This is a genomic window from Pantoea sp. MT58, from assembly GCF_014495885.1.
Taxonomy (GTDB): Bacteria; Pseudomonadota; Gammaproteobacteria; order Enterobacterales; family Enterobacteriaceae; genus Pantoea; species Pantoea eucalypti.
Genome location: NZ_CP061083.1, coordinates 737522 through 764131, shown reverse-complemented (window position 1 = coordinate 764131; position 26610 = coordinate 737522). Strand labels below are relative to the sequence as shown.

26 protein-coding genes are annotated in these 26610 nt (G+C 55.4%); 16 read left to right on the top strand and 10 right to left on the bottom strand.

The window, feature by feature from the left end:
• Nucleotides 1–31: 31 nt before the first annotated feature.
• Nucleotides 32–2008: a biosynthetic arginine decarboxylase gene (gene speA / locus IAI47_RS03660; protein WP_003853367.1), complete on the bottom strand. Its 1977-nt coding sequence runs from the start codon at nt 2006–2008 to the stop codon at nt 32–34.
• Between the two features lie 840 nt (nt 2009–2848).
• On the opposite strand from speA, the gene metK reads away from it, so the two are divergent.
• Together metK and IAI47_RS03650 are read left to right on the top strand one after the other, a co-directional pair.
• Nucleotides 2849–4000 (top strand): methionine adenosyltransferase, encoded by a 1152-nt coding sequence (metK, locus tag IAI47_RS03655; RefSeq protein WP_003853369.1) that lies wholly within the window; start codon nt 2849–2851, stop codon nt 3998–4000.
• Between the two features lie 534 nt (nt 4001–4534).
• Nucleotides 4535–5932: a sugar porter family MFS transporter gene (locus tag IAI47_RS03650; protein ID WP_003853371.1), complete on the top strand. Its 1398-nt coding sequence runs from the start codon at nt 4535–4537 to the stop codon at nt 5930–5932.
• An 80-nt stretch (nt 5933–6012) separates the two neighbouring features.
• On the opposite strand, the gene IAI47_RS03645 is transcribed toward IAI47_RS03650, so the two are convergent.
• Genes IAI47_RS03645 through IAI47_RS03635 form a run of 3 tightly spaced genes read right to left on the bottom strand, consistent with a single transcriptional unit; the run spans nt 6013 to nt 8624 of the window.
• Nucleotides 6013–7236, bottom strand: a complete 1224-nt coding sequence (locus IAI47_RS03645) for an O-antigen ligase (protein ID WP_003853373.1) — start codon at nt 7234–7236, stop codon at nt 6013–6015.
• 25 nt (nt 7237–7261) lie between these two features.
• Nucleotides 7262–8410, bottom strand: coding sequence for a glycosyltransferase (locus IAI47_RS03640; RefSeq protein WP_008925683.1), 1149 nt, complete (start codon nt 8408–8410; stop codon nt 7262–7264).
• A 55-nt stretch (nt 8411–8465) separates the two neighbouring features.
• Complete coding sequence (locus IAI47_RS03635) at nt 8466–8624, bottom strand: hypothetical protein (protein WP_003853375.1); 159 nt, start codon at nt 8622–8624, stop codon at nt 8466–8468.
• Between IAI47_RS03635 and IAI47_RS03630 the strand changes: the two genes are divergently transcribed.
• The 6 genes from IAI47_RS03630 (at nt 8623) to ruvX (ending at nt 12819) form a co-directional block, all read left to right on the top strand.
• Nucleotides 8623–9135 carry a SprT family zinc-dependent metalloprotease gene (locus IAI47_RS03630; protein WP_078804940.1) on the top strand — a complete coding sequence of 171 codons (513 nt, stop codon included), beginning with the start codon at nt 8623–8625 and terminating at the stop codon, nt 9133–9135. The two genes, IAI47_RS03635 and IAI47_RS03630, sit on opposite strands and share 2 nt — an antisense overlap.
• Before the next feature lie 75 nt (nt 9136–9210).
• Nucleotides 9211–9915: a deoxyribonuclease I gene (gene endA, locus IAI47_RS03625; RefSeq protein ID WP_008925684.1), complete on the top strand. Its 705-nt coding sequence runs from the start codon at nt 9211–9213 to the stop codon at nt 9913–9915.
• 70 nt (nt 9916–9985) lie between these two features.
• Nucleotides 9986–10717: a 16S rRNA (uracil(1498)-N(3))-methyltransferase gene (rsmE, locus tag IAI47_RS03620; protein ID WP_008925685.1), complete on the top strand. Its 732-nt coding sequence runs from the start codon at nt 9986–9988 to the stop codon at nt 10715–10717.
• Nucleotides 10718–10804: 87 nt separating this feature from the next.
• Nucleotides 10805–11749 carry a glutathione synthase gene (gshB, locus tag IAI47_RS03615; RefSeq protein WP_003853383.1) on the top strand — a complete coding sequence of 315 codons (945 nt, stop codon included), beginning with the start codon at nt 10805–10807 and terminating at the stop codon, nt 11747–11749.
• An 87-nt stretch (nt 11750–11836) separates the two neighbouring features.
• On the top strand, nt 11837–12400 hold the full coding sequence (locus IAI47_RS03610) for a YqgE/AlgH family protein (RefSeq protein WP_033743129.1): 564 nt from the start codon (nt 11837–11839) through the stop codon (nt 12398–12400).
• Entirely contained in the window at nt 12400–12819 is a 420-nt protein-coding gene (ruvX, locus tag IAI47_RS03605) for a Holliday junction resolvase RuvX (protein WP_003853387.1), read from the top strand. Before IAI47_RS03610 ends, ruvX begins: the two co-directional genes overlap by 1 nt.
• Here the strand turns inward: ruvX and IAI47_RS03600 are convergent.
• The gene (locus tag IAI47_RS03600) at nt 12813–13820 is read right to left on the bottom strand and encodes a type IV pilus twitching motility protein PilT (protein ID WP_003853390.1); all 1008 of its coding nucleotides are present in this window, start codon (nt 13818–13820) and stop codon (nt 12813–12815) included. The genes ruvX and IAI47_RS03600 overlap by 7 nt on opposite strands.
• A 14-nt stretch (nt 13821–13834) precedes the next feature.
• Between IAI47_RS03600 and IAI47_RS03595 the strand changes: the two genes are divergently transcribed.
• Genes IAI47_RS03595 through hemW form a run of 4 tightly spaced genes read left to right on the top strand, consistent with a single transcriptional unit; the run spans nt 13835 to nt 16856 of the window.
• Nucleotides 13835–14542: a YggS family pyridoxal phosphate-dependent enzyme gene (locus IAI47_RS03595; protein ID WP_008925687.1), complete on the top strand. Its 708-nt coding sequence runs from the start codon at nt 13835–13837 to the stop codon at nt 14540–14542.
• A 12-nt stretch (nt 14543–14554) separates the two neighbouring features.
• Nucleotides 14555–15109, top strand: a complete 555-nt coding sequence (locus IAI47_RS03590) for a YggT family protein (RefSeq protein WP_003853395.1) — start codon at nt 14555–14557, stop codon at nt 15107–15109.
• Nucleotides 15110–15130: 21 nt separating this feature from the next.
• A complete protein-coding gene (locus IAI47_RS03585; RefSeq protein ID WP_003853397.1) occupies nt 15131–15724 on the top strand; it encodes an XTP/dITP diphosphatase in 594 nt (197 codons plus the stop codon).
• Nucleotides 15717–16856, top strand: a complete 1140-nt coding sequence (gene hemW, locus IAI47_RS03580; RefSeq protein WP_008925688.1) for a radical SAM family heme chaperone HemW — start codon at nt 15717–15719, stop codon at nt 16854–16856. The genes IAI47_RS03585 and hemW overlap by 8 nt, the downstream gene beginning before the upstream one ends.
• Nucleotides 16857–16905: 49 nt before the next feature.
• Here hemW and IAI47_RS03575 read toward each other — a convergent pair whose 3' ends face one another.
• The 3 genes from IAI47_RS03575 to trmB form a co-directional block, all read right to left on the bottom strand.
• Nucleotides 16906–17622, bottom strand: coding sequence for a DUF2884 domain-containing protein (locus tag IAI47_RS03575; RefSeq protein WP_003853402.1), 717 nt, complete (start codon nt 17620–17622; stop codon nt 16906–16908).
• Nucleotides 17623–17687: 65 nt separating this feature from the next.
• The gene (locus IAI47_RS03570; protein WP_003853403.1) at nt 17688–18014 is read right to left on the bottom strand and encodes a YggL family protein; all 327 of its coding nucleotides are present in this window, start codon (nt 18012–18014) and stop codon (nt 17688–17690) included.
• Nucleotides 18014–18733 carry a tRNA (guanosine(46)-N7)-methyltransferase TrmB gene (gene trmB, locus IAI47_RS03565; protein WP_008925689.1) on the bottom strand — a complete coding sequence of 240 codons (720 nt, stop codon included), beginning with the start codon at nt 18731–18733 and terminating at the stop codon, nt 18014–18016. The genes IAI47_RS03570 and trmB overlap by 1 nt, the downstream gene beginning before the upstream one ends.
• Nucleotides 18734–18887: 154 nt before the next feature.
• Here trmB and mutY point away from each other — a divergent pair, with 154 nt between their 5' ends.
• Genes mutY through mltC form a run of 3 tightly spaced genes read left to right on the top strand, consistent with a single transcriptional unit; the run spans nt 18888 to nt 21379 of the window.
• Nucleotides 18888–19973: an A/G-specific adenine glycosylase gene (gene mutY, locus IAI47_RS03560; protein ID WP_033743130.1), complete on the top strand. Its 1086-nt coding sequence runs from the start codon at nt 18888–18890 to the stop codon at nt 19971–19973.
• Complete coding sequence (locus tag IAI47_RS03555; protein WP_003853409.1) at nt 19973–20245, top strand: oxidative damage protection protein; 273 nt, start codon at nt 19973–19975, stop codon at nt 20243–20245. The genes mutY and IAI47_RS03555 overlap by 1 nt, the downstream gene beginning before the upstream one ends.
• Before the next feature lie 54 nt (nt 20246–20299).
• Nucleotides 20300–21379 (top strand): membrane-bound lytic murein transglycosylase MltC, encoded by a 1080-nt coding sequence (mltC, locus tag IAI47_RS03550; protein ID WP_003853410.1) that lies wholly within the window; start codon nt 20300–20302, stop codon nt 21377–21379.
• 971 nt (nt 21380–22350) lie between these two features.
• Here the strand turns inward: mltC and IAI47_RS03545 are convergent.
• Nucleotides 22351–24504, bottom strand: a complete 2154-nt coding sequence (locus tag IAI47_RS03545; RefSeq protein ID WP_008925691.1) for an ornithine decarboxylase — start codon at nt 24502–24504, stop codon at nt 22351–22353.
• Between the two features lie 561 nt (nt 24505–25065).
• Here IAI47_RS03545 and IAI47_RS03540 point away from each other — a divergent pair.
• Nucleotides 25066–26049 carry an MDR family oxidoreductase gene (locus tag IAI47_RS03540; protein WP_008925692.1) on the top strand — a complete coding sequence of 328 codons (984 nt, stop codon included), beginning with the start codon at nt 25066–25068 and terminating at the stop codon, nt 26047–26049.
• 28 nt (nt 26050–26077) lie between these two features.
• Here IAI47_RS03540 and IAI47_RS03535 read toward each other — a convergent pair whose 3' ends face one another.
• Nucleotides 26078–26575: a CinA family protein gene (locus IAI47_RS03535; RefSeq protein ID WP_004571224.1), complete on the bottom strand. Its 498-nt coding sequence runs from the start codon at nt 26573–26575 to the stop codon at nt 26078–26080.
• Nucleotides 26576–26610: the final 35 nt, after the last annotated feature.

Here is a 26610-nt window from a genome sequence, read left to right as displayed (position 1 = left end):
GCAATATGCGATTGCAGGCTGCCAGCGCCGATTATTCATCTTCTAAATAGGTGTAACCGTAGAGGCCGCTCTCAAACTCTTCCAGGAACTGCGCGCGCAGCTCTTCGTCGACATCGGATGCCTGCACCTGATTACGGAACAGCGCCATCAGCTCGTTGGGATCAAGCTGCACGTAACGCAGCATGTCCGCCACGGTATCGCCTTCATCAGAGAGCTGGACTTCCACATCGCCATTTTCGCGTGCGTAGACATCCACCGCCTCGGTGTCACCGAACAGGTTGTGCATGTTGCCCAGAATTTCCTGATAAGCACCGACCATGAAGAAGCCCAGCATTGGCGGATTATCCACGTCATATTGCGGCATCGGCATGGTCGTCGCGATACCGTCGCCATCCACGTAGTGATCGATGGTGCCATCGGAGTCACAGGTGATGTCGAGCAGCACGGCGCGGCGCTCCGGCTTCTTGTTCAGCCCTTCCAGCGGCAGTACCGGGAACAGCTGGTCGATACCCCACGCATCCGGCATGGACTGGAACAGCGAGAAGTTAACGTAGATCTTATCTGCCATGCGCTCCTGCAGTTCGTCGATGATCGGACGGTGCGCACGGTTGCTGGGATCAAGATGCTGCTGAATATAGTGGCAGATGCTCAGATAGAGCTGCTCAGCCCATGAACGCTGCTTCAGATCGTATGTACCGGAGGCGTAGCCGGTATGGATATCAGACAAATCCATCTGGCTGTCGTGCAGCCATTCACGCAGCGAACGACGGGTGCTTGGCTCATGCATCTCCTGCCAGGTTTCCCACATGCTGAGAATCGGGCGCGGCGCATCCGCATCCGGCGTTTCAGGTTCGCTGAACTCGTTACGCTCGACACCAATGATATTGGAGACCAGTACCGTGTGGTGCGCGGTCACAGCACGACCCGACTCGGTAATGACGGTCGGATGCTCCAGACCGTGCTCATCACAGGCCGCACCAATCGCCCAGATCACGTTGTTGGCATACTCATTCAGGCCATAGTTGACCGAGCAGTCAGACTGCGAGCGCGTGCCTTCGTAATCGACGCCCAGACCGCCACCGACATCGAAACATTTGATGTTAACGCCCAGCTTCGCCAGTTCGACGTAGAAACGCGCCGACTCACGCACGCCGGTCGCGATGTCGCGAATGTTGGACATCTGCGAACCCAGATGGAAATGCAGCAGCTGCAGGCTGTCGATGCGACCCGCTTCGCGCATGATCTCAACCAGTTTCAGCACCTGCGTGGCGGACAGACCAAACTTCGATTTTTCGCCGCCGCTCGACTGCCATTTACCGGAGCCTTGCGAAGCCAGACGCGCACGGATGCCAAGACGCGGCACGACATTCAGACGCTCCGCTTCTTCCAGCACCAGCCGCACTTCCGTCATCTTCTCCAGCACCAGATAGACTTTGTGGCCCATCTTCTCGCCAATCAGCGCCAGACGAATATATTCGCGATCTTTGTAGCCGTTACAGACGATCACTGAGCGGGTCTGACCGGCATGCGCCAGCACGGCCATCAGCTCGGCTTTCGAGCCGGCTTCCAGTCCCAGCGGTTCGCCAGAGTGAATCAGCGACTCAATAACGCGTTTGTGCTGGTTAACTTTGATCGGGTAAACCAGGAAGTAGTCGCCTTTGTAGCCGTAAGATTCGCGCGCACGTTTAAACGCGGCGTTAATCGAGCGCAGACGGTGTTGCAGAATCTGTGGGAAGCAGAACAAGGCGGGGAGACGCTGGCCCTGTGCTTCGCGCTCTTTAACCAGGCGGGCTAAGTCGACGCGCACATCCGGACGATCCGGATCGGGGCAGACACTGATGTGGCCCAGTTCGTTAACGTCATAATAGTTGTTGCCCCACCAGGCGATGTTGTACGTACGCAACATTTTGCTCGCATCCTGATCGTTCATTGCCACCTCCTGCATGGAGCGGAGTGCACCCTGTTCGCCAGCTGACGAACCTTTGATATTCTTCATGTCGTCAGACATCGCGAACCTCAATTTTCCGTTGAAAGATAGAACTGCTAACCGGCTTTATGGCCGCTAATCTGAAAACCTGTTGCCACATTAAACACAATGTCCTGTTCACCTGACGTTGCCGTCAGCGCGATTCACGCATGAGAGTTAAGTGTAAAACACCCTGGCCATCTCCGTTTAAACAGAGAACATTTAGTTATGTATTGACCATGGATAACCTGCGTCGTTCCGCTACGCGGGCGCAGAGAAGAGACCAAACCAGCAGAACAGAGATAAAGATTAGCCGGCGCCTGTGTCGGTAAAATTACCGCATCGGACATAGTGTCGGCAGGACAAAGAAACAGATGGGAGGCAGGAGAGAGCCAGTGCAGCGCCGCAGCGCAAGGAACCGGAAGAAGAAAAAGCGTGGTTCATTACTTGTATCACCTCCGCATATGCCAGGGGCACATGGAAAACAACCTGGGTGAAAGCCAGACCAGAGTCTGACAGGCGCGACGCAAACAGTGGCGTCATCCTTGCTGCTGCTATCGAAGCAGCGGCGTTTTATACAGTTTACAGCGCTAAAATGCAAAAAGATTATCCGGGAATTGCGTGCAGTGTCAGCAAATTATGCCGATAACGGTTACAGGTTAAGCGCTTAAACAGAAAAAGGGCTGGTAATTGGTTTATCCTCTATCCTAAAATAGCCGTCCAGATGGTTTTCCATCTAAACAGGTTACTATCCAGGCGGTGTCAGCCTGCTGTGCTGATACTACCTCACTGCTCGCGGCTTTGCCTGAAGGGGCGTCAGGTCAGACAACCTCACTGGCGCTATGCAGTCGTACTCAAACCATATTTAAGGTAAAGAACAGAATGGCTAAACACCTTTTTACGTCCGAGTCCGTATCAGAAGGACATCCCGATAAAATCGCCGACCAGATCTCCGATGCTGTGCTGGATGCGATCCTCGAACAGGATCCTAAAGCGCGCGTGGCCTGCGAAACTTACGTTAAAACCGGAATGGTTCTGGTTGGCGGTGAAATCACCACCAGCGCCTGGGTCGATATTGAAGAGATCACCCGTCAGACCGTACGTGACATCGGCTATGTTCATTCCGATATGGGCTTTGATGCCAACTCCTGCGCGGTATTAAGCGCCATTGGCAAACAGTCTCAGGATATTAATCAGGGCGTTGACCGCACCGATCCGCTGGAACAGGGCGCGGGTGATCAGGGTCTGATGTTCGGCTATGCCACCAACGAAACTGACGTGCTGATGCCTGCGCCGGTGACCTATGCGCACCGTCTGGTTCAGCGTCAGGCTGAAGTACGTAAAAACGGGACCCTGCCGTGGCTGCGTCCGGATGCCAAAAGCCAGGTCACTTTCCAGTATGACGATGGCAAAATCGTTGGCATTGATGCAGTCGTCCTGTCTACCCAGCACGCTGAATCCATCAGTCAGAAAGATCTGCAGGAAGCGGTGATGGAAGAGATCATCAAACCGGTTCTGCCAACAGAATGGCTGAGTGCCTCGACCAAATATCACATTAACCCAACCGGTCGCTTTGTCATTGGCGGTCCGATGGGCGATTGCGGTCTGACCGGCCGTAAAATCATCGTCGACACCTACGGCGGTATGGCACGTCACGGTGGCGGTGCGTTCTCGGGTAAAGATCCTTCTAAAGTTGACCGCTCTGCCGCCTATGCAGCGCGTTACGTGGCAAAAAACATCGTGGCGGCGGGTCTGGCTGACCGTTGTGAAATTCAGGTCTCCTACGCTATTGGCGTGGCTGAACCGACCTCCATCATGGTGGAAACCTTCGGCACCGAGAAAATCTCAACTGAACAGTTGACGCTGCTGGTACGCGAGTTCTTCGACCTGCGTCCATACGGTCTGATTCAGATGCTGGACCTGCTGCACCCAATCTATAAAGAGACCGCAGCTTACGGTCACTTTGGTCGCGAACATTTCCCATGGGAAAAAACCGACAAAGCTGCCCTGCTGCGTGAAGCAGCTGGCCTGTAAGGTTAGCGGCTGCTGATAAAAACCCTGCCCCGGTGGCAGGGTTTTTTATCGCCCGATCAGCCCCATTGCTCACCTGAGAATGTCTGCCTCCGCCCGGCACCGGAATACGATAACCCTGCTGTTTATTCCAGACATCTGAAGACGAAAAAAACGAACCTGAATGACATCCTCTTTACTCTGCAGCAAATTTTCAGTTCTCAGCTACACTTCCTTTCGCTTTTTCTGACGACAAAATGTTAACGATTACAAATCGAAATGCTTTGTATATCTGACATTTAAGAATTAACGCACGTAGTTATTATGCTGAAAATGCGTTATTTTCAGCGTCGTCTGATAGCCACTAAATAGAGCATTGTCAGAAACTTAATGAGTGCTATACCTCACTGGTTAATTAATCTTTCCGGGAAAAATATGCTGAATTTCAGGGTTTCAGCGTGTGTAAGCGATTACACTGATGTGATCAGGCTCACTTTTTTCCCGCAAATGGTTTTTTAACATTGATAAAAACAATGATGGATAAACCTGGAGGCTACAATGCCTGGCAATACACACAAAAGCAGAACTTCAAATAAGGCGATGACCTTATTTGTCTGCTTTCTGGCGGCCCTTGCGGGACTGCTGTTCGGTCTGGATATCGGCGTCATCGCCGGTGCTCTGCCGTTTATCGCAAAGGACTTTAACGTCACCCCTCATCAGCAGGAGTGGATCGTCAGTTCCATGATGTTTGGTGCGGCGGTCGGTGCTATCGGCAGCGGCTGGATGTCATCCCGCCTGGGCCGTAAGAAAAGCCTGATGGCCGGTGCGATTCTGTTCGTGATCGGTTCACTCTGGTCAGCAATGTCGCCAAACCCGGAAATGCTGATCAGCGCCCGCGTTCTGCTGGGTCTGGCTGTCGGTATCGCCTCTTATACCGCCCCGCTTTATCTTTCTGAGATCGCACCGGAAAAAATTCGCGGCAGTATGATTTCGCTTTACCAGCTGATGATTACTATCGGTATTCTGGGTGCTTACCTGACCGATACCGCATTCAGCTTTACCGGCAACTGGCGCTGGATGCTGGGTATCATCACGATTCCGGCACTGCTGTTGCTGGTCGGTGTTTTCTTCCTGCCAAACAGCCCACGCTGGCTGGCGGCGCGAGGCAACTTCCGCGATGCACAACGTGTACTGGATCGTCTGCGTGACACCAGCGAGCAGGCAAAACGTGAGCTGGAAGAGATTCGTGAGAGCCTGAAGGTCAAGCAGTCTGGCTGGGGTCTGTTCACCAGCAGCAGCCACTTCCGTCGCGCGGTCTATCTCGGCATCCTGTTGCAGGTGATGCAGCAGTTTACCGGCATGAACGTCATCATGTACTACGCGCCAAAAATCTTTGAAATCGCAGGCTTCACTAACACCACCCAGCAGATGTGGGGCACGGTGATTGTGGGTCTGGTCAACGTTCTGGCCACCTTTATTGCTATTGGTCTGGTGGATCGCTGGGGTCGTAAACCTACCCTGATTCTGGGCTTTATGGTGATGGCAGCCGGTATGGGCGTGCTGGGTACAATGCTGCACTTCGGTATTCACTCAGCAGGCGCACAGTACTTTGCGATCGGTATGCTGCTGATGTTTATCGTTGGCTTTGCCATGTCAGCCGGTCCGTTGATCTGGGTACTCTGTTCCGAAATTCAGCCGCTGAAAGGCCGCGACTTCGGTATCACTGTCTCTACGACCACCAACTGGATCGCAAACATGATCGTGGGTGCAACCTTCCTGACCATGCTGAATACGCTGGGCAATGCGAACACCTTCTGGGTCTACGCACTGCTTAACCTGTTCTTCATTCTGCTGACGCTGATGCTGATTCCTGAGACCAAAAACGTCTCGCTGGAGCACATTGAACGTAATCTGATGGCAGGTAAGAAACTGCGCGACATCGGTTCACGCGACTAACGTTACGTCGTAAAAATCGCGGTAATAAAAAGGCGGGGTTTCCAGAGAAACCCCGCCTTTTTTATAGGTTCAGACAGAGACTATGCAGCGGTGACCGGCAGCGGCCGCCGTATACAGCAGAGCGCCAGAGCCATAATAAAAATGGTGGCGGTCTGATTATAAGGCAGTACCGAATCGGTCAGTCCGCAGATAAACAATCCCAGCATCGGCAGCGCAACACCGCGCAGATCGCACTTCTTCAGCACGCCTGCCAGCACGGTCAGATAGAGCAGCGCCAGCGACAGCGCACCCAGCCAGCCCTGCAGTGTCGTCACTTCCAGAAACTCGTTGTGCATGTTGTATTTAACGTTGGTATAGCCCTCAGTATTGTGAGGATAGTGCGCCGTGATGAACTGTCGGGCCTCGGTGGTGCGCGCATCCGGCGTCGCAAAACCGCCATGATGCTCAATAAAATTCATCGCCCCGCCCCAGATAGCCACACGTGCGCCCAGGGAGGTTGAGCTGTTTGAGCCATAGTTCTCGATATCCTGCACACCCTCCACCCAGCGGTTACTGGTCATCAGGATCAGCACCGCCAGCACGCCCACCAGCAAAGCACTAATCCGCCAGTTGGTCAGCAACGACAGCCGATAAGTCTGCACCAGGAACAGCAATCCTGCGGCAATCAGCGCAATCAGGGTCACCCGTGTACCGCACAGGTAGAGCAAGGCAAAGGTCACCGCCAGCGCAACGACATCAGCCACCTTCCAGTACGAGTGCGTCTCAAAGCGGCTCAGCCATAGCCAGGCACAGTAGATAAAAAGAATCATGTAGGAGGACATCGAGGCCGCTTCGGTGGTGAGTTTGATGCGGATATTTTCGGTATAAAGATGCTCGTGAATACCAAAGCCCAGCGTAATCAACAGTCCCACCAGAATTAACACTTTTCCGATGCGCAGCGTGGTAGCAGAGACCCGATGACCATAAATCGCCAGACTGAGCAGCACAAAGGCGCCCAGTAACAGTCGCTTCGCCCCCAGCAGATAGTTGCCGATATTGGTGATGGCATCTTTTGAGGGCGCGGTTTCGATCCCTTTAGCGTGTATCGCCCAGAAGAGACGGATCAGGGCAAAAATAATCAGTACAGCAAACAGGGCGATATAAAAACCGTTCTCTTTAAAGTCCTCTCGCCTGCGCACCAGGCCATACAACACGGAGGCAACGGAGAGATAAGAGACCAGATAGAATATTTTTTGCGGCAGGCCGGTAACAAACATATTCAGTGACAGCGCCAGACAGAGCGCAATAACTGAAAAATTAACCATTAACGTTAATCCATCGCGACTGGTTCTATTCGTCATGCTTAACCTCAGTTAGGCGGTTAAACACACTCATCAGGTGCTTCATATAATTTTCCTCATAAAAACCGGTAATGCTCGCTTTAATAACCTGATGATCAGGAAAGTGAAAATCCCCGCTCATGGTGTTGAGAATAGCGGCCAGTGCCATGCTGTCATTAGTGGGATAGAGCTGACCATTGAGACCATTCTGAATAATTTCTGACGGGCCGCTGATGCAGTCGGAGGAGACGCAGTAGACGCCACGTGATATCGCCTCCAGCAGAATCAGCGGGAAGCCTTCGAAGTTAGAGGTCATCACCAGGCAGGTGACCTGTTTAATATGACGGCTGACATACGCCCAGGCGTTCTCCTGCCAGCCATGCCAGGTAATGCGATCCTGAATCCCGAGTTCCGCCACGTAGTGCTGACAGCGCGTCAGATCTTCGCCGTCCCCCACGATCTCCAGCGTCCAGGGCGTATCGAGTTTCTGCAAGGCATCAAACAGGTCTTTGAGCTGTTTCTGTCGCTGAAAATGGACGCGACCAATATAGAGAAACTTCAGCGCCTGCGGTCTGCCGATAACCTCATCATTGCGCCTGATGGGGTTATAGATGACATCAACGTCAGAGGCATGGGCGCCTAACTCAACCAGTTGCGCTTTGATCTCATGACTGATAGCAAAATGGTGATCGGCCCGCAGCAGATAATGTGGGCGATATCGTTCGCGCGGTGGCAGGTGCATCCAGCTCGAAAGCACGATTTTGCGGCCAGAAAGCGTAATAGCCCGACGCGTCATCAGACAGGGAATGGTGTTGAGGGTCAGAACATGATCGGGTTGATAGCGACGAAAGAAAGCAGCCATTCTCAGCGTGTGAATAAGATTTTTAATTTTCTTATTCCGCAGCGTGCAGACGCTCTCTGCCAGTACGGCATTGGCGGTCCAGGCGCGGGAGTGGCTCTCCTCTCCGCTGTTAATAATAAACAGCCCCGCTTCCGTTCCGGCTTCCGCATTCAGGGCGGTGATCAACTGACAGGTCACATTTTCCATACCACCGCGACCGGCCATCAAATCCGTCACCAGCACAATCCGTTGTTTCCTGACGTTATCATTATTTTTCATTGCTTTATCCATGCTCTGTGCCGTTCGCTTTTCATCCATTCACTCGCCAGTGAATGTCTGCAATAGAATATTCTAAAAAAGGCCATAACTATATTTAATCCAGCAATTTCAGCCGATGGGCTTCGCCATTCCCCACCATCGGCAGGACGGCGTATTGCTTATCCGGAGACAGCTGGCGAAGTATAGACTCTGCGCGGCCCTGTTTACGGCTAACGTTGAGTTCCTGCGCGGCGGCGATTATTCTGAGCACCATGAAAACACCTCGTCTCCCCATTGCCCTGCAGCAGGCCGTTATGCGCTCACTGCGTCAGTCGCTTGAGCGCGCAAATCAGGTACTGAAAACCGCTTATCCGGAACCGAAACTGCTCTATCAGCAACGCGGAACGGCGGCGGGCACCGCCTGGCTGACTGCCTGGGAGATCCGCATCAATCCGGTGCTGCTGCTGGAAAATCAGCAGGCATTTATCGATGAAGTGGTGCCGCACGAGCTGGCGCATCTGCTGGTCTGGAAGCAGTTTGGTCGCGTCGCACCCCACGGCAAAGAGTGGAAGTGGATGATGGAGAATGTGCTGGGCGTTCCGGCACGACGCACCCATCAGTTTGAGATCGCCTCCGTGCGCAGCAACACTTTCGCTTACCGCTGTCAGTGCCAGCAACATCAGCTGACGGTGCGCCGCCACAATCGGGTGCTGCGCAAAGAGAGTGAATATCGCTGTGTGCACTGTGGCAGCCTGCTGGTCGCAGGCGAGTTTATCGCCTCCTGAGAACACTCCCCATTCCGCCCTATTCCACATTCTGTTAACCTGCCGCCCTTTTTCGTATTAGGTAGAAGCTGGAATATGTCTCGCATTTTAAGTCTGGCGGTTGCACTGCTGTTTGTCCCCGCCGCTGACGCCCTCAACCTGAATAACTATCATCAGAATAACTTTCAGCAGGCCAAAACCTTTGCGGCGGCGATCAATGCCGATGCGCCAGGTTCGTTTTATTGCGGCTGTAAAATTCAGTGGCAGGGAAAAAAAGGCACGCCCGATCTCAGCAGCTGTGGTTACCAGGTGCGCAAAAATGCGAACCGCGCTGCACGTATTGAGTGGGAACATGTGATGCCGGCATGGGAATTCGGTCATCAGCGCCAGTGCTGGCAGGAGGGAGGCCGCAAAAACTGCAGTAAAGATCCCGACTATCGCCGCATTGAAACTGACCTGCACAATCTGGAACCTGCGGTGGGTGAAGTGAATGGCGACCGTGGCAACTTCGCCTACAGTCAATGGAACGGCAGCGAGAAGCAGTACGGCCAGTGTGAGATGAAGATCGATTTTAAACTCAAACAGGCAGAGCCACCCGCTCGTGCGCGTGGCGCCATTGCCCGCACCTATTTCTACATGCGCGACCAGTATCATCTGCGCATTTCGCGCCAGCAGACGCAGCTGTTTACCGCCTGGGACAGGCTCTATCCCGTCACCCAATGGGAGTGCGAACGCGACCAGCGCATTGCAAAGGTTCAGGGCAATCACAATCCTTATGTGCAGCAGGCTTGCCAGCGCTAAAATCCCTGCCCTACACTAGCTCTTTTTCCCATGACGCCGCTGCAGCGCGGCGTCCGGTCTCAGGAATCTTATGCGCATACCTCGCATCTATCACGCCGAACCCCTGGACATCGGCAGTGAAATTACCCTGGATGAAGATGCATCCAATCATGTAGGCCGCGTGCTCCGGATGACGGCAGGTCAGCGTCTGGAACTCTTTGATGGCACTAATCTGACTTTTGCAGCAGAGATCACGCATGTTGATAAAAAGCGTGTAAAAGTATCCGTCACAGAGAGCCAGCCGGACGATCACGAGTCGCCTTTACATCTGCATTTAGGTCAGGTGATGTCGCGCGGTGAAAAAATGGAATTCACTATCCAGAAATCGATCGAACTGGGCGTGAATATCATTACACCCTTGTTTTCCGAGCGCTGTGGCGTAAAGCTTGATGCTGAGCGTCTGGCGAAAAAAATCCAGCAGTGGCAGAAAATTGCGATTGCCGCCTGCGAGCAGTGCGGACGTAATCGCGTGCCGGAGATTCGTGAAGCGATGACACTGGAAGCCTGGTGTGCGGAAGCTGACAGCGGTTTAAAGCTCAACCTGCATCCCCGCGCCAGTCACAGCATCAACACGCTGCCACAGCCTGTTGAGCGGGTACGACTGCTGATTGGTCCTGAAGGCGGTTTGTCTGCGGACGAAATTGCGATGACGGCGCAGCACGATTTTACTGACATTTTGCTTGGCCCACGGGTATTACGCACCGAAACTACCGCGCTGACGGCCATTACGGCACTTCAGGTGAGGTTTGGCGACCTGGGTTAAGCGATACTTTCAGCGGTCCTGACTCATCGGCCCACTGCAGACCGAACCAGACGAGGCGGTCAATGCCGCCTCACCGAGGAGATAATAATGATTAAACTTGGCATCGTGATGGACCCTATTTCGTCCATCAATATTAAAAAAGACTCCAGCTTCGCCATGCTGCTGGAAGCACAGCGCCGTGGTTACGAAATTCACTACATGGAGATGCACGATCTCTCCATGCGTGGTGGCGTGGCGTCTGCCCGCACCCGCCTGCTGACCGTTGAGCAGAACCCTGAGAACTGGTTCCAGTTCGGCAGCGAGCAGGTGATCCCGCTGGCTGATCTGAACGTGGTGCTGATGCGTAAAGATCCGCCATTCGATACCGAGTTCATCTATGCGACCTACATTCTGGAGCGTGCTGAAGAGCTGGGTACGCTGATCGTGAATAAGCCGCAGAGCCTGCGCGACTGTAACGAAAAGCTCTACACCGCCTGGTTCGCCGAGTTTACGCCGGACACCCTGGTCACCCGCAGCAAAGCGCAGCTGCGTGATTTCTGGCAGGAGCATGGTGATATCATCATGAAGCCGCTGGATGGTATGGGCGGTGCGTCTATTTTCCGCGTGAAGAAAGACGATCCTAACTTTGGCGTGATTACCGAAACCCTGACCGAGCATGAGAGTCGTTTCTGCATGGCGCAGAACTACATTGCGGCAATCAAAGAGGGTGACAAACGCGTGCTGGTGGTGGATGGCGAGCCGGTGCCTTACTGCCTGGCACGTATTCCGCAGGGCGGTGAAACGCGTGGCAACCTCGCGGCTGGTGGGCGTGGTGAAGCACGTGCGTTAAGCGAAAGCGACTGGGAAATTGCACGTCGTGTTGGCCCGACGCTGAAAGCAAAAGGACTGATTTTTGTAGGTCTGGACATCATCGGTGATAAACTGACAGAAGTTAACGTGACCAGCCCAACCTGCATACGTGAAATTGAGGCTGCGTTCCCGATCTCCATCACCGGCATGTTGATGGATGCCATTGAGAAACGCCTGGGCTGAGCAAAACGCCGGGGCGAGGCTCCGTGATCAACCCAATACCGGTGCGGTCGTCGCGTGCCGGTTATTTTTTTGGTACATCGTGTGACAATGAATTTACAACATCACTTTTTGATTGCCATGCCTTCATTGCAGGATCCTTTCTTCAAACGTTCCGTAGTCTATGTCTGTGAACATAACGAAGAGGGTGCAATGGGACTGATCATTAATAAACCCATGGAAAACCTGACGGTTGAAGGCATTCTGAAGAAGCTGAAAATCTCTGCTGAAGATCGCGATCCGTCGGTCAAGCTGGATAAACCTGTGTTTACCGGCGGGCCGCTGGCAGAAGATCGTGGCTTTATCCTGCACTCAGCCCAACGCACGTTTACCTCCAGCATTCGTGTGTCCGATAACACGATCATCACCACGTCCCGTGACGTGCTGGAGTCCATCGGCACGGCGTCTCAGCCCACCAATGTGCTGGTCGCGCTGGGTTACTGTGCCTGGGAAAAAGATCAGCTGGAGAATGAGCTGATGGAAAATGCCTGGCTGACGACGCCAGCTAACAGCAACATCCTGTTCCAGACGCCGATTTCAGAGCGCTGGCGCGAAGCGGCGCGCAGTATTGGCGTCGATATTCACAACATGGCCAGCGACGCCGGACACGCCTGATGTCAACTCAAACTCTGTTAGGTTTCGATTTCGGCACCAAAAGTATTGGTGTCGCCGTAGGGCAGCAACTCACTGGCAGCGCCCGACCGCTGACCGCCCTGAAAGCGCAGGATGGCATTCCGGACTGGCTGGTGATCGAAAAGCTGCTGAAAGAGTGGCAGCCCGATTTCGTGGTCGTCGGCTTACCGCTCAATATGGATGGCACTGAGCAGCCGTTAACTGACCGCGCGCGTAAATTTGCTAACCGTCTGCACGGTCGCTTTGGCATTCGTGTAGAGCTTCAGGATGAACGACTCAGCACGGTAGAAGCGCGTGCTGGCCTGTTTGAACGTGGTGGTTATCGCGCGCTCAATAAAGGGTCGGTTGATTCACAGTCTGCTGCCATCATTTTGCAGGACTGGTTCGAAAACCATTACTGACCTTCCGGCTTAATCAGCCCGTCAGCCTGACGCGCCAGCCTGCTCTGCTCAAACGTCTGCATACCGGCCTGTGCGCCGGTCTGTAGCATTGCCGGGATCTGGTGCATCTTGCCTTCCCTGATCAGATTCGTGATGCCAGGCGTGGCAATCAGTAGCTCAAACAGTCCAATGCGCGACCCGGCAGCAGACGGCACCAGTTTCTGTGCAATCACCGCTTTCAGGCTGCCTGCCAGTTGAGTGCGCACCAGATGCTTCTCCTCCGCCGGGAAGACATCCACCAGCCGATCTACCGCCTGTGCTGCGCCACGTGTGTGCAGCGTTGCCAGCACCAGATGGCCGGTCTCTGCCGCCGTTAGCGCCTGTCTGATCGTGTCGCTGTCGCGCAGTTCGCCCAGCAGAATGACGTCAGGATCTTCACGCAGTGCCGCCTTTATCCCCTGGGCGAACGAACTGCAGTGCAGGCCGATTTCGCGCTGCTGAATCAGCGACTGCTGGCTGTGGTGAATAAATTCAATCGGGTCTTCCAGCGTAATGATATGGCGCGCCTGCTGGCCGTTCAGCGCATCGACCAGCGCCGCCAGCGTGGTAGATTTACCGCTGCCCGTGGCACCGGTCACCAGAATCAGCCCATCCTGCTGCGTCAGTAACGTCGGCACAATAGCAGGCAGTTGCAGGCTCTCCAGCGTCGGGCACACAGAGGCAATAATGCGCAGCGCCAGTGACAGGCCGTTACGCTGCTTAAACAGGTTTGCGCGCAGACGCTGGCCGCAGGCCAGGCTCAGGGCGAAATCGAGCTGCCCTGTGCTCGCCAGTTCCTGACACTGCGGGTCACTGAGCCAGCGGGCCATAAACTGCGCCATCCAGTCAGCAGAGAGCACGGCCTGCTGTGGAATCGCCTCCAGCCGTCCCTGCCGTCGCCAGTAGGGCAAATGTCCGCTGCAAAGGTGCAGATCGACGGCATTATGCTTTACACTAAGCTCCACCATTTCATCCAGATTCATAATTTCTCCTGACTATGACCTCAATCCAGCAGAACCTACAGCAAGTGCGGCAGCGAATCGCCGCCGCTGCCGCGCAGTGCGGCCGCGCACCAGAAGAAATTACCCTGCTTGCAGTCAGTAAAACCAAACCTGCGAGCGCGGTCGAAGAAGCCTTTGCCGCAGGCCAGATTGGCTTTGGTGAAAATTACGTTCAGGAAGGGGTTGAAAAGGTCCAGGCACTGGCCGCACATCCTGAGCTGGAGTGGCACTTCATCGGCCCGCTGCAGTCCAACAAAAGCCGTCTGGTGGCAGAAAATTTCGCCTGGTGTCACACCATTGACCGCCAGCGTATTGCGCAGCGGCTCAGCGATCAGCGGCCCGCCTCGCTGCCACCGCTGAATGTGTTAATTCAGGTAAATATCAGTGACGAGAACAGCAAATCTGGCATCATGCTGGAGGCCGTTTCCGGGCTGGCGGAGCAGATTGCTGCGCTGCCGCAACTGCGGCTGCGGGGATTGATGGCGATTCCGGCTGCGGAGAGCGATTATCAGCGTCAGCTGGCAGTGTGTCAGCAGATGGCGGAAGCCTTCCGGCAGTTGCAACAGCAGTATTCGGATATTGATACGCTTTCACTGGGAATGAGCGATGACATGGAGGCGGCAATCGCCGCAGGCAGTACGATGGTGCGTATCGGCACCGCCATTTTTGGCGCACGAGATTATGCGCACAACTCACAACAATAATAGAGGAACTTCATGTTAACACTGACGTTTTTAGTAAAAACGCTGATCGATCTCTACGTCATGGTGCTGCTGTTACGCATCTGGATGCAGTGGTCCCGCTGCGATTTTTACAATCCAGTGGCACAGTTTGTCGTTAAAGTGACACAGCCGGTTGTTAAGCCACTGCGCCGCATACTGCCGGCTCTGGGGCCGATTGATACTGCTTCACTGCTGCTGGCCTTTGTGCTGACCACGCTGAAATACCCGATTTTATTGCTAATCCAGGTGGGTGTGTTCTCGGTCGATCCGACTAATCTGCTGGTCGGCCTGCTGTCGCTGGTTAAATCCGCCGGCTATCTGGTCTTCTGGGTCATCATCGTACGCTCTCTGATGAGCTGGATTAGCCAGGGTCGGGGTCCTGTCGATTATCTGCTGGTGCAGTTAACCGAGCCGATGATGGCACCGATTCGCCGTATTCTGCCTGCGATGGGCGGCATCGATTTCTCAGCGATGATCGTCATCCTGGTGCTGTATGCCCTGAACTTTCTCGGCATGGACCTGTTCCCGGGTCTCTGGTATCTGCTGTAAATGAATCAAACTGGAACTGTTATGCAAAAAGTTGTCCTCGCAACCGGCAATCCCGGCAAAGTGCGTGAGCTGGCGGAGTTACTCTCCGCCTTTGGTCTGGATATCGTCGCGCAGACTGACCTTGGGGTTGAATCGGCGGATGAGACCGGCCTGACCTTTATTGAGAACGCGATTCTCAAGGCGCGTCACGCGGCACAGATCACCGGATTACCGGCCATTGCCGATGACTCCGGCCTGGCCGTGGATGCGCTGGGCGGCGCGCCTGGCATCTACTCTGCGCGCTACGCCGGTGAAGAGGCCAGCGATCAGCAGAACCTGGAGAAGCTGCTGCAGGCGCTGGAAAATGTGCCTGACGGTCAGCGCCAGGCGCAGTTTCACTGCGTGCTGGTCTATCTGCGTCATGCGGAAGACCCGACCCCGCTGGTGTTCCACGGCAGCTGGCAGGGTGAGATTACCCGCTCCGCCTCTGGCACCGGTGGCTTTGGTTACGACCCGATTTTCTTTGTCCCGGCGCTGGGTAAAACAGCGGCCGAGCTGAGTAAAGCGGAAAAAGGTGCAGCTTCTCACCGGGGTAAAGCATTGACGCTGTTGCTGGAAGCCATGCGTAATGCCTAATCTGCCGCCTTTAAGTCTCTATATCCACATTCCGTGGTGCGTACAGAAATGTCCCTACTGTGATTTTAACTCCCATGCGCTAAAAGATGAGGTGCCGCACGTTGAATACGTACAGCACCTGCTGCGCGATCTGGAGATCGACCTGCCGCTGATCGGTGACCGTGAAGTGCGCACGATCTTCATCGGTGGCGGCACGCCCAGCCTGCTGAGCAGCAGCGCGATGCAGATGCTGATGGATGGTGTGCGGGCGCGTCTGACGCTCTCCCCTGATGCCGAAGTGACCATGGAAGCCAATCCGGGCACCGTGGAAGCGGACCGGTTCAGTGCCTATCAGCGCGCCGGTATTAACCGTATTTCGATTGGCGTGCAAAGTTTCAGCCCGCAAAAGCTGCAGCGTCTTGGCCGCATTCATGGCCCGGAAGAGGCCGTCCGCGCCGCTGAACTGGCGGAGTCTCTGTCGCTGCGCAGCTTTAACCTCGACCTGATGCATGGCCTGCCCGATCAGTCGCTGGAAGAGGCGCTTGATGATTTACGTCAGGCGATTGCGCTGAATCCGCCGCATCTCTCCTGGTATCAGCTCACTATCGAACCCAACACCCTGTTTGGCTCACGCCCGCCGGTGCTGCCGGATGATGATGCGCTGTGGGATATTTTCGAACAGGGCGATCAGTTGCTGCAGGCGGCCGGTTATCAGCAGTATGAGACCTCCGCCTACGCGAAGCCGGGTTATCGCTGTGAACACAACCTCAACTACTGGCGCTTCGGCGACTATCTGGGAATTGGATGTGGCGCGCACGGCAAGCTGACGCAGCCAGATGGCCGCATTGTTCGCACGGTGAAAACCCGTCATCCGCGTGGGTTTATGCAGGGCAACTATCGCGAAAAGCAGTACGACGTTGCCGATAGCGACAAGCCGTTTGAATATTTTATGAACCGCTTTCGCCTGCTGGAGGCCGCGCCGCGTGACGAATTCAGCCGCTACACCGGCTTGTCAGAGCAGGTGATTCGTCCACAGATGGATGCCGCGATTGCCGCCGGTTACGTGATAGAAACCGCTGAGCAGTGGCAGATTACGGAGAAAGGAAAACTCTTCCTGAACTCGCTGCTGGAGCTGTTTTTAGCGGAACAATAGGCGAGGAAGGGTAAAAAAATCGCCTCAGCCCGGCAGGCTGAGGCGATTTTTATTTTTTCAGTGCGCCAGTAAGCTGTTTACGCTGATCTTCCAGCGAAATAACGCGATTACACACCTCGTGACCGAAGTTCTGGAAATCCTGCTCCTGTTTGCTCCACTCAGCCTGAATCGACTGCTGCAAACCGCCAAGATTCCCCATAATCGCCTGCAGCGGATTACTTCCGCCGCTGCCCTGCTTACTGCCCATCTCATTCAGGCTATCCTGCATCACGCCGCCCAGCGTCGACTGCACCAGCCTTTCACCTTCGGCGCGCACCTGATCAATCGCCTGATGGTGGAATGTGAGCCCGTCTTCACGGTGTTCAATAATGCGATTCATCTGCTGTTTCAGCTGGCCATTCAGTGTGGTCAGGCGATTGCGCACGTTGCTGTCGGTGCCCAGTTTCTCAACGATGACCCGATCCAGTGCCGCCCGCCCTTTCTCCAGACGTGACGTCGCCCCGCTGTCGATCCACGGCAGATCGCGACGCAGCGCGTTCTGATAGTCGATCGCTTTCTGGCGCTCAGCATTATCCAGCGTGACCTTCTGTCCATTGAACTGCACGTCGCCCTGCGGCGAGATTTCCATATTGCCGTTGGCACCGACCACCTGCACACTCTGTGGTCTGATGACCACATCGTCCTGAGGCTTAACGCTGCATTCATAGGCTGCCTGCGCCTGAGTTGCTGCTACCAGCAGCACAGCAAGAAGCGTTTTACGCATCATATCTACTCCCTAAGAGCGGGTCTGAAACCCTCTGATCGGGCCTCAGCCCGACACGGTGTGACGACTTAGTCCCACCAGACGTCAAAGAGTTCAGTCATCTGCACGTCCTGCAGCTTGCGGTCTTCCAGCCATTTGCGAACCAGTGCACGATGTTCATCAGTACATTTACCGGTTTTCTGCAGGCAAACCAGACCTTCCCACACCAGGTAACCGCTGCCATCGAAAGCCAGACCGTTAGGATCGATCGCTTCGTTGATGAACTGGTTCAGCGTCTCATCAATTTCGCTTTCGCTGGTGCCTTCCGGGAAACGCCAGGCAACCGAGAAGCCCAGTTCCTGAAACTCATCGATGTGCAGTTTTTTACGTAAACGGCGGCTGCGTTGTGTGGCCATTATTTCACCCTCTCAAACATTAAATCCCATACGCCGTGGCCTAAACGCTGCCCGCGCTGCTCAAACTTGGTCAGTGGACGCGTCTCAGGACGCGGCACGTAATTCTGTTGTTCTGACTGGTTGCGGTAGCCAGAAATGCTGTTCATCACTTCCAGCATATGTTCCGCGTAGGCTTCCCAGTCGGTCGCCATGTGGAAAACGCCGCCCAGCTTCAGTTTACGCATCACCAGCTCGGCGAAAGGCACCTGAACGATACGGCGTTTATTGTGGCGCGCTTTATGCCATGGATCGGGGAAGAAAAGCTGAACCATACGCAGTGAGTTATCCGGAATCATCTTCTCCAGCACTTCCACCGCGTCATGACACATTACCCGCAGGTTCTGCACATCGGCTTCTTTCGCGGAAGCCAGACAGGCACCTACGCCTGGCGCATGCACTTCAATACCCAGGAAGTTCTGATGCGGCGTGTTCTGCGCCATAGTGACCAGCGAGGCACCCATGCCAAAGCCAATCTCCAGCGTCACCGGGGCTTCGCGGCCAAACAATGCGGGCAGATCGACAGGCTCCGGCTGATATTCCACCCCCATGATCGGCCACAGGGTGTCCAGCGCCTGCTGCTGGCCTTTTGTTAAGCGACCCTGGCGGCGCACAAAGCTACGGATCCGGCGCAATGGCCGCCCGTTCTCATCAAATTCTGGGGTGATGACGTCATTAATCATGTAAAAGCCTGCTGGTTAGCCTGTTCCGGGAAACGGGCATTATGCAAAGTTCATAAGCAGAAGCAAGCCTTTGCAATCTTCCGGTTTACACCCAGGTGCGCATGTGCTGGAATTCCTGCCTGAGTGTAGAGTAAACACGGAAAATTTCCTTCTTATGATGCAAGCGCCGCAGTTCGCGCAACAGGTGCTGGACTGGTATCAGCGCTTTGGTCGCAAAACCCTGCCGTGGCAGCTGGAGAAAACGCCTTATAAGGTGTGGCTCTCTGAAGTGATGCTACAGCAAACCCAGGTTGCCACGGTAATCCCCTATTTTGAACGCTTTATGGCGCGCTTCCCCACGGTTACCGATCTGGCTGCGGCACCGCTCGATGAGGTGCTGCATCTCTGGACCGGGATGGGCTACTACGCCCGTGCGCGTAATCTGCATAAAGCCGCAAAGCAGATTGTCGAGGTGCATCAGGGCGAGTTCCCACGTAATTTTGATGATGTCTCTGCCCTGCCCGGCGTTGGCCGCTCCACGGCCGGCGCGATTCTGTCGCTGTCACTGGGCCAGCACTTCCCGATTCTGGATGGCAACGTCAAGCGTGTGCTGGCTCGCTGCTATGCCATTGGCGGCTGGCCGGGTAAAAAAGAGGTCGAAAAACGTCTCTGGCAGATCAGTGAAGAGGTCACCCCTGCCGAGGGCGTCAGCCAGTTTAATCAGGCAATGATGGATCTGGGTGCTCTCGTCTGTACCCGATCGAAGCCGAAGTGTGAAATCTGTCCGCTTAACAGCGGCTGTGAGGCGTACGCCAGCAGCAGCTGGGCGAGCTATCCCGGCAAGAAACCTAAGCAGGTGCTGCCGGAACGCAGCGGCTGGTTCCTGATGATGCAGGATGGCGATGATGTCTGGCTGGAGCAGCGTCCGCCTGTGGGCCTGTGGGGCGGTCTGTTCTGCTTCCCGCAGTTCACCACCGAAACGGCGCTCACCGACTGGCTGACGGCGCGTGGCATCCATGCAAAACCGCAGCAGCTAACCGCGTTTCGTCACACCTTCAGCCATTTCCATCTTGATATCGTGCCAATGTGGCTGTCATGGCCTTCTGCCGGGGCGGCGATGGATGAAGCAGGCGGTCTCTGGTATAACTTAGCGCTGCCACCATCTGTGGGATTAGCTGCACCCGTTGAGCGCCTGTTACACGAGCTGCGCCATCCCCGACAACTGGCTTTGGACAGTTGTGAGATTAATGAGGAAGAGTAATGAGCCGCACCATTTTTTGTACTTTTTTACAGCGCGACGCGGAAGGTCAGGATTTTCAGCTCTATCCGGGCGACCTGGGTAAGCGTATTTACAACGACATCTCCAAAGAAGCCTGGCAGAAGTGGATGGCGAAACAGACCATGTTGATCAACGAGAAAAAGCTCAACATGATGAATCCCGAAGATCGTAAAGTGCTGGAGAAGGAGATGATCAATTTCCTGTTCGAAGGTAAAGACGTTCATATCGAAGGCTATACACCGCCAGAAGCGTAAACATTCCGGGCCTCATCACTGAGGCCGGTTATCCAGGTCAGGCTTGCATTCCCAATGAATAAAAAATTAATCGCCCTGCTGGTGATAGCACCACTTCTGGTTTCCTGCTCCGGGTCAAAGAAGCAGCAGACCCACGAGGAGTGGGTAAAAGACACCAACGCCTTTGATATTCTGATGGGGCAGTTTGCTCATAATATTGAGAATATCTGGGGTATCAATGAGGTCCTGATCGCCGGACCAAAAGATTACGTCAAATACAGCGACAACTATTACACCCGCAGCCACATCAACTTTGAAAGCGGTAAGCTGACCATCGAGACGATTTCTGGCACCGATCCGATGGCCAGTCTGCGTCAGGCGATCGTGACCACGCTGTTGATTGGTGAAGATCCGGGTAATGTCGATCTCTATTCTGACGCCAACGACATCGAGATCAGTAAAGAGCCGCTGCTCTATGGTCAGGTGCTGGATAACACCGGTCAGCCGATTCGCTGGCAGGGCCGCGCGGAAGCTTTTGCTGACTATCTGATCCAGAATAAGTTGATGCGTCGCACTTCGGGTCTGCATGTGATTTACAGCATTTCGATTCCGATGGTGCCGAACCACCTGGACAAACGTGCGCACAAATACCTGCCGATGGTGCGTAAAGCTTCCGAACAGTATGGTGTCGATGCCTCATTGATCCTGGCGATTATGCAGACCGAGTCGAGCTTTAACCCCTACGCCGTAAGCCACTCTGATGCGCTGGGTCTGATGCAGGTGGTGCAGCACACCGCCGGTGTTGACGTCTTCCGCATGAAGGGTAAATGGGGCAAGCCGAGTCGCAGTTATCTGCTGGACCCAGAAAACAATATCGATGCCGGTACGGCTTATCTGTCGCTGTTGCAGCGCAGCTATCTGGGCGGCATTCAGGATCCGGTATCACGCCGCTATGCGGTGATCACCGCCTATAACGGCGGCGCAGGCAGCGTGTTGCGCGTCTTCTCCAGCGATAAAGATCGGGCGTTTTCGATGATCAACGGTATGTCATCCAGCAAGGTTTACTCGACCCTGGCGAACCAGCACCCGTCGGCGGAGTCGCGTCGTTATCTGTATAAGGTGAGTACTGCGCAGAAGAGTTATCGGGGATTCTGATCGGCCCGCTGAAGCGGGGTTGTTGTTCGCTGCGCGAACGGGCTATGAGTTTCGCTTTGCAGCGAGCTGGCACTGAGCGGGTTCCGCCCGCCAGGCCGATGGTTCGCTGCGCGAACGGGCGCTGAGAAGGTTTCGTTCGCCTGGCCTATGGTTCGCTGCGCGAACAGGTTCCGAGAAGGTTTCGTTCGCCTGGCAGGCTGGGCAGTTTCAGTCACGCCTCTGCAGGCGACCAACAAGGGGGTGCCAGTCGCCGCGCCCCCTTGACCCCGGGCTCCGGCCTGCTTCACCGCCGCTTCGCGGTCCCTTCGCTTCTTCAGGATTTCTCACGGACCGTCGGGACGCGCCATCCCTGGCGCGAACCCGCCTCTTCGCGACATCCCTGTCGCTCGTCCTGAAATCCCTCATCCGCTCAGCGGTTCTGACGGCCTCCCTTTCCCCGCTTTTATCTCTTCTTTTGATGTTGATTCATTGTCGCTGAAAGTTTTCAAAATTAGCTTTGCTTTCGGTCCACCAGACAGCGCCGCACCACAGAAAACAAAAAGAAATCGCAGGCAGGGGTTTTACCAGAGGCGTCCGAAGCGCTGAGGAACAACCGGAGGCCAGGATGAGCCGACAGGACGTCGGCGAAAGGACGGAACGAGCCAGGGATGGCGAGTCCGGACGGTCCGTCGACCGCAGGGCGTGACGAAGGCACCCCGCAAAGCGGGGCGCGCAGGCAGCCGGACGCCTGGATTGTTAAGGGGCGGGCATACGCCCCTTAACACGTCCGCCAGCTCAGGCGAACTGAAACTCCCCCCACGCCTGGCGGGCGGAACCCGCTCAGCGTCAGTATGCTGGCAGGCGAGCGAAAACTTCTCAGCGCCCGTTCGCGCAGCGAACAAACACCAGCTTCAGCTCCGCACTCAAGCCCCCGTTCGCGCAGCGAACAAAAAGGCCCGGCGGGCCGCTACCCGCCTCTGCCCCCGCTCAGATCAGCGCTCCACTATCATATTCGCCACCAGATACTTCTGTCCCTGGTCATCCTCTTCGGTGTAAACACCCTGCAGCTCCGGCGAGAAACCGGGCAGTAGATTAAGCCCCTCTTCCAGCGCCAGGAAGTAGCGCTGCACCGCACCACCCCAGACTTCCCCTGGCACAACGCACAGCACGCCAGGAGGATAAGGCAGCGCGCCTTCAGCAGCGACACGCCCGGCTGCATCGGCAATGGGGACCAGCTCCACTTCGCCGCGAATATAAGCCTGATGCGCATCCTGCGGATTGACCCTCACTGGCGGGAACTCCGCAGCGCGGAACATCAGACGCTGCAGATCCTTAACGTTGTGACTGACGTAGAGATCGTGCATCTCCTGACAGAGGCGACGCAGAGTATAGCCGGCATAGCGTTGCGCATTCTTGCGATAAATCGTCGGCAGCACTTCGGCCAGCGGCGCATCTTCTTTTACATGCTGCTCAAACTGCGCCAGCATCGCCACCAGATTCGCCATCTTCTCCGGACTCTCAGCCGGGGTCAGCAGGAACAGGATCGAGTTGAGATCGCACTTCTCCGGCACAATGCCGTTCTCACGCAGGTAGTTCGCCAGTATGGTCGCGGGGATCCCAAAATCACTGTATTCGCCGCTGGCAGCATCGATGCCCGGCGTGGTTAGCAATAGCTTGCAGGGATCGACCCGATATTGATCGCGGGCGTAACCCGCAAAGCCGTGCCACTTCGACTGGGGTTCAAAGCTGAAATAGCGCAGATCGCGGGCGATCGTCTCCGTAGGCGCATCCTGCCAGCGCTGACCCTCTACCGTCTCCGGCACAAACGGCAGGATCATTTCACAGCGGTCCAGGATCGCTTTACGTGCATCAATGCCCACCATGACGCACTCATCCCACATGCGACGCCCCGCTTCGCCCTGATGCATTCTGGCGTTGATATCCAGCGCGGCAAACAGCGGATAGAACGGGCTGGTTGATGCATGCAGCATAAAAGCGTTATTCAGTCGCTTGTGCGGACAGAAACGCCGCTGTCCGCGAATGTGATTATCTTTTTTGTGAATCTGCGAGGTTTGAGAAAAACCTGCCAGCTGCTTATGCACAGACTGCGTAACAAAGATGCCGGGATCGTTCTCATTCAGCTCCAGGGTCAGCGGCGAACAGCCCTCCATCAGAGGAATGAACTGCTCATAGCCGAGCCATGCGGAGTCAAACAGAATGTAATCACACAGATGACCGATGCGATCCACCACCTGACGTGCGTTGTAAACCGTACCGTCGTAGGTGCCCAGCTGAATGATCGCCAGACGGAAAGGCCGCGCCTCTGTCGTGCGCTCTGGTGCCACTGTCGCTATCTGCCCGCGCAGATAAGCCTCATCGAAACAGTGCGCGTCAATGCCGCCGATAAAACCGAAGGGGTTACGTGCCGCTTCAAGATAAACCGGAGTCGCACCCGCCTGAATCAATGCGCCATGATGATTAGACTTGTGATTGTTGCGGTCAAACAGCACCAGATCGCCGCGGGTCAGCAGCGCATTGGTCACTACTTTATTAGCGCTGGAGGTGCCGTTAAGCACAAAGTAAGTTTTATCGGCGTTAAACACCTTTGCTGCATACTTCTGCGCATCTTTGGCTGAGCCTTCGTGGATCAGCAGATCGCCCAGTTTGACGTCGGCGTTGCACATATCAGAACGGAAAACATTCTCGCCATAAAAGTCATAAAACTGTTTACCCGCCGGATGCTTTTTAAAGAACGCGCCGCCCTGATGGCCGGGACAGGCAAAGGTGCTGTTCTGCATGTCGACATAGCGGGTCAGCGTCTCGAAAAAGGGTGGCAATAGCTCAGCTTCATACGCCTGCGCAGCCGCTTCCAGCGCTATCCACTCCTGCGGCTCGCCATTCAGTTCACCGCTGACGCCGGGCAGGTGCATCACCTCTTCTTCAAACGCATTTGCGACAAACACCGGCAGATTAAAGCCGGTATGCCGCAGCAGCGCCAGCACACCGCTGCGGGTATCTGCCAGCGAAACGACAACCGCTGCCACATCAGTAAAGTCAGTGTTATCCAGCGTCACTACGTCACGCGCGGTGTTCAGGGTCAGACTGGGCGCGACAGCGGCGCTGGCAGCAATTTTCAGTGGAGTCATAACAGAATCCCTAACGTCAGGGAGGAAGTGCCTGAGGCACAATCATGGGGACAGCGCCCCGGCGAATTATTAACAGAAAGGCATTACGCAGCCCATGGAGAAAAGCCCCACAACCGCGGCCTGGCTGGCCTCACCGCATGAGAAATAACGAAGCGTTCGGCAATGTGGAAAACACGATGTGCGCCGGAAAAAGCGAACGGTAATCCGGGCGAGTGCGCGGTGAACCGGACATGGCGACGTCCTCTGTGATGAAGAAGCAGGGTCAAAAAGTGGCGGTCATAATGTCATCTTTTTTATACGTGGACAACCCGACCCGGACAATTATTCAGTCACCCTGCAAAAATGTAACAACATGATTTTTATAGCCTATTTATCATAAAAAATTCATAATTCGACTAATTATCTGAATTATATGCAAATTTATGCATCATCCTCTACACTCCTGTCAGCACGCTTTTCCGCGCCAGCCACCCGCTTCACCTGGCGAGGCGGCCATTGCCCTACCGCATTACTGCTGTCAGGCGTAAACTGATCCCTCTTTCCCACTCTGCCGGAGGCTGCATGTTCAAGGCACTGGTCATTGAAAATGACGAACAAGGTTACCGTTCCCTGCTGAAAGATCTCCCCGAATCTCAACTGCCCGACCACGATGTCACACTCGACGTCAGCTACTCATCCCTGAACTACAAAGATGCACTGGCTATCTGCAACAAAGGCCCGATAGTGCGCCAGTTCCCGATGGTGCCAGGTATCGACTTTGTGGGGCGTGTAACCGCCAGCCGCCATCCCGACTGGAAAGAGGATGATGTGGCGCTGCTGACGGGCTGGGGCGTGGGCGAAAAACAGTGGGGTGGCCTGGCGCAGAAAGCCAGCGTCAGCGGCGACTGGCTGGTCCGTGTGCCCGCAGCGCTGAGTCCGCTGCAAACCATGGCCATCGGTACAGCGGGGCTGACCGCGATGCTCTGTGTGATGGCGCTCGAAAAACAGGGCATCACACCGGAACGCGGACCGGTGCTGGTGACCGGGGCCAGTGGCGGCGTCGGCAGCTACAGCGTCAGCCTGCTGGCGCGTCTGGGCTATGAAGTAGTTGCGTCGAGCGGACGCACCAGCGACCCTGCATATCTGATCGAGACGCTGGGCGCGGCATCGGTCATTGACCGTGAAGCGCTTTCCCAGCCTGGCAAACCGCTGGCAAAAGAGCGCTGGGCCGCCGCGATAGACAGCGTCGGCAGTCATACTCTGGCCAATGTGCTGGCCGCTACGCAGCGTGACGGCGCGGTTGCCGCCTGCGGTATGGCGCAGGGACTCGATCTGCCAGCCAGCGTTGCTCCCTTTATTTTGCGTGGCGTGACGCTGGCCGGTGTCGATAGCGTGATGTGTCCGAAGCCGCTTCGTGAGCAGGCGTGGCAGCGACTCGGTGAGCTGATGGACAGCGACAGGCTCAACAAGCTGAGTCGCGTCATCCCGCTAAGTGAAGCCAGAGAAGGCGCACAGGCATTGCTGGAGGGCAATGTGCAGGGTCGCCTGATTGTCGACTGCCGCTAACGCTTTTAAAGGCGCGTGAATCGCGCCTTTATCGATCGGCTCGCTGCAGCCGTTTGATCAGCCCTTCCAGCGCGAACTGCGTGCCCTGCTCCATCACCGATTTTGGATCGCCGCTGAACTGGTGGCACTCCGCCTCATCCCTTCCGTCGGGCAAGACCCAGCCAAACCAGATAGTGCCTGCCGGTGTGCCATCCTCGCCGCCGTCCGGTCCGGCATAGCCGGTGATTGAAAGTCCTACCGGTTCACCAGAGCGGGCGCAGGCTCCCTGCACCATCTCCCTCGCTGTTTTCTCGCTCACCGCCGTGTGCTGTTTCAGGGTTTCGGGCTTTACGCCCAGCAGACGGATTTTGGCATTTTCGCTGTAGGTTACGAAGCCGCTGGTATAGAAGTCACCGCTGTTTTCCACGGCGGCCAGCGTCATACTGATCAGCCCGGCGGTACAGGATTCGGCGGTCGCCAGATGAAGTCCGGAGGAGAGTAAAATATTACCCAGTTGCTCAGCGGTTTGATCTAATGATTTTGCCATTATGGTCTCCTTAAGGCTGCCCGGAACTCCAGGTA

Coding starts and splice junctions, on each gene's coding strand:
- IAI47_RS03555 (WP_003853409.1), top strand. CDS start 19,973: ATGAGCCGCACCATTTTTTGTACTTTTTTACAGCGCGACGCGGAAGGT.
- IAI47_RS03545 (WP_008925691.1), bottom strand. CDS start 24,504: ATGACTCCACTGAAAATTGCTGCCAGCGCCGCTGTCGCGCCCAGTCTG.
- metK (WP_003853369.1), top strand. CDS start 2,849: ATGGCTAAACACCTTTTTACGTCCGAGTCCGTATCAGAAGGACATCCC.
- ruvX (WP_003853387.1), top strand. CDS start 12,400: ATGTCAACTCAAACTCTGTTAGGTTTCGATTTCGGCACCAAAAGTATT.
- gshB (WP_003853383.1), top strand. CDS start 10,805: ATGATTAAACTTGGCATCGTGATGGACCCTATTTCGTCCATCAATATT.
- rsmE (WP_008925685.1), top strand. CDS start 9,986: ATGCGCATACCTCGCATCTATCACGCCGAACCCCTGGACATCGGCAGT.
- mutY (WP_033743130.1), top strand. CDS start 18,888: ATGATGCAAGCGCCGCAGTTCGCGCAACAGGTGCTGGACTGGTATCAG.
- hemW (WP_008925688.1), top strand. CDS start 15,717: ATGCCTAATCTGCCGCCTTTAAGTCTCTATATCCACATTCCGTGGTGC.
- IAI47_RS03570 (WP_003853403.1), bottom strand. CDS start 18,014: ATGGCCACACAACGCAGCCGCCGTTTACGTAAAAAACTGCACATCGAT.
- IAI47_RS03610 (WP_033743129.1), top strand. CDS start 11,837: ATGAATTTACAACATCACTTTTTGATTGCCATGCCTTCATTGCAGGAT.
- IAI47_RS03650 (WP_003853371.1), top strand. CDS start 4,535: ATGCCTGGCAATACACACAAAAGCAGAACTTCAAATAAGGCGATGACC.
- IAI47_RS03590 (WP_003853395.1), top strand. CDS start 14,555: ATGTTAACACTGACGTTTTTAGTAAAAACGCTGATCGATCTCTACGTC.
- mltC (WP_003853410.1), top strand. CDS start 20,300: ATGAATAAAAAATTAATCGCCCTGCTGGTGATAGCACCACTTCTGGTT.
- IAI47_RS03640 (WP_008925683.1), bottom strand. CDS start 8,410: ATGGATGAAAAGCGAACGGCACAGAGCATGGATAAAGCAATGAAAAAT.
- IAI47_RS03535 (WP_004571224.1), bottom strand. CDS start 26,575: ATGGCAAAATCATTAGATCAAACCGCTGAGCAACTGGGTAATATTTTA.
- IAI47_RS03630 (WP_078804940.1), top strand. CDS start 8,623: ATGAAAACACCTCGTCTCCCCATTGCCCTGCAGCAGGCCGTTATGCGC.
- IAI47_RS03600 (WP_003853390.1), bottom strand. CDS start 13,820: ATGAATCTGGATGAAATGGTGGAGCTTAGTGTAAAGCATAATGCCGTC.
- IAI47_RS03635 (WP_003853375.1), bottom strand. CDS start 8,624: ATGGTGCTCAGAATAATCGCCGCCGCGCAGGAACTCAACGTTAGCCGT.
- speA (WP_003853367.1), bottom strand. CDS start 2,008: ATGTCTGACGACATGAAGAATATCAAAGGTTCGTCAGCTGGCGAACAG.
- endA (WP_008925684.1), top strand. CDS start 9,211: ATGTCTCGCATTTTAAGTCTGGCGGTTGCACTGCTGTTTGTCCCCGCC.
- IAI47_RS03540 (WP_008925692.1), top strand. CDS start 25,066: ATGTTCAAGGCACTGGTCATTGAAAATGACGAACAAGGTTACCGTTCC.
- IAI47_RS03645 (WP_003853373.1), bottom strand. CDS start 7,236: ATGGTTAATTTTTCAGTTATTGCGCTCTGTCTGGCGCTGTCACTGAAT.
- IAI47_RS03595 (WP_008925687.1), top strand. CDS start 13,835: ATGACCTCAATCCAGCAGAACCTACAGCAAGTGCGGCAGCGAATCGCC.
- trmB (WP_008925689.1), bottom strand. CDS start 18,733: ATGATTAATGACGTCATCACCCCAGAATTTGATGAGAACGGGCGGCCA.
- IAI47_RS03585 (WP_003853397.1), top strand. CDS start 15,131: ATGCAAAAAGTTGTCCTCGCAACCGGCAATCCCGGCAAAGTGCGTGAG.
- IAI47_RS03575 (WP_003853402.1), bottom strand. CDS start 17,622: ATGATGCGTAAAACGCTTCTTGCTGTGCTGCTGGTAGCAGCAACTCAG.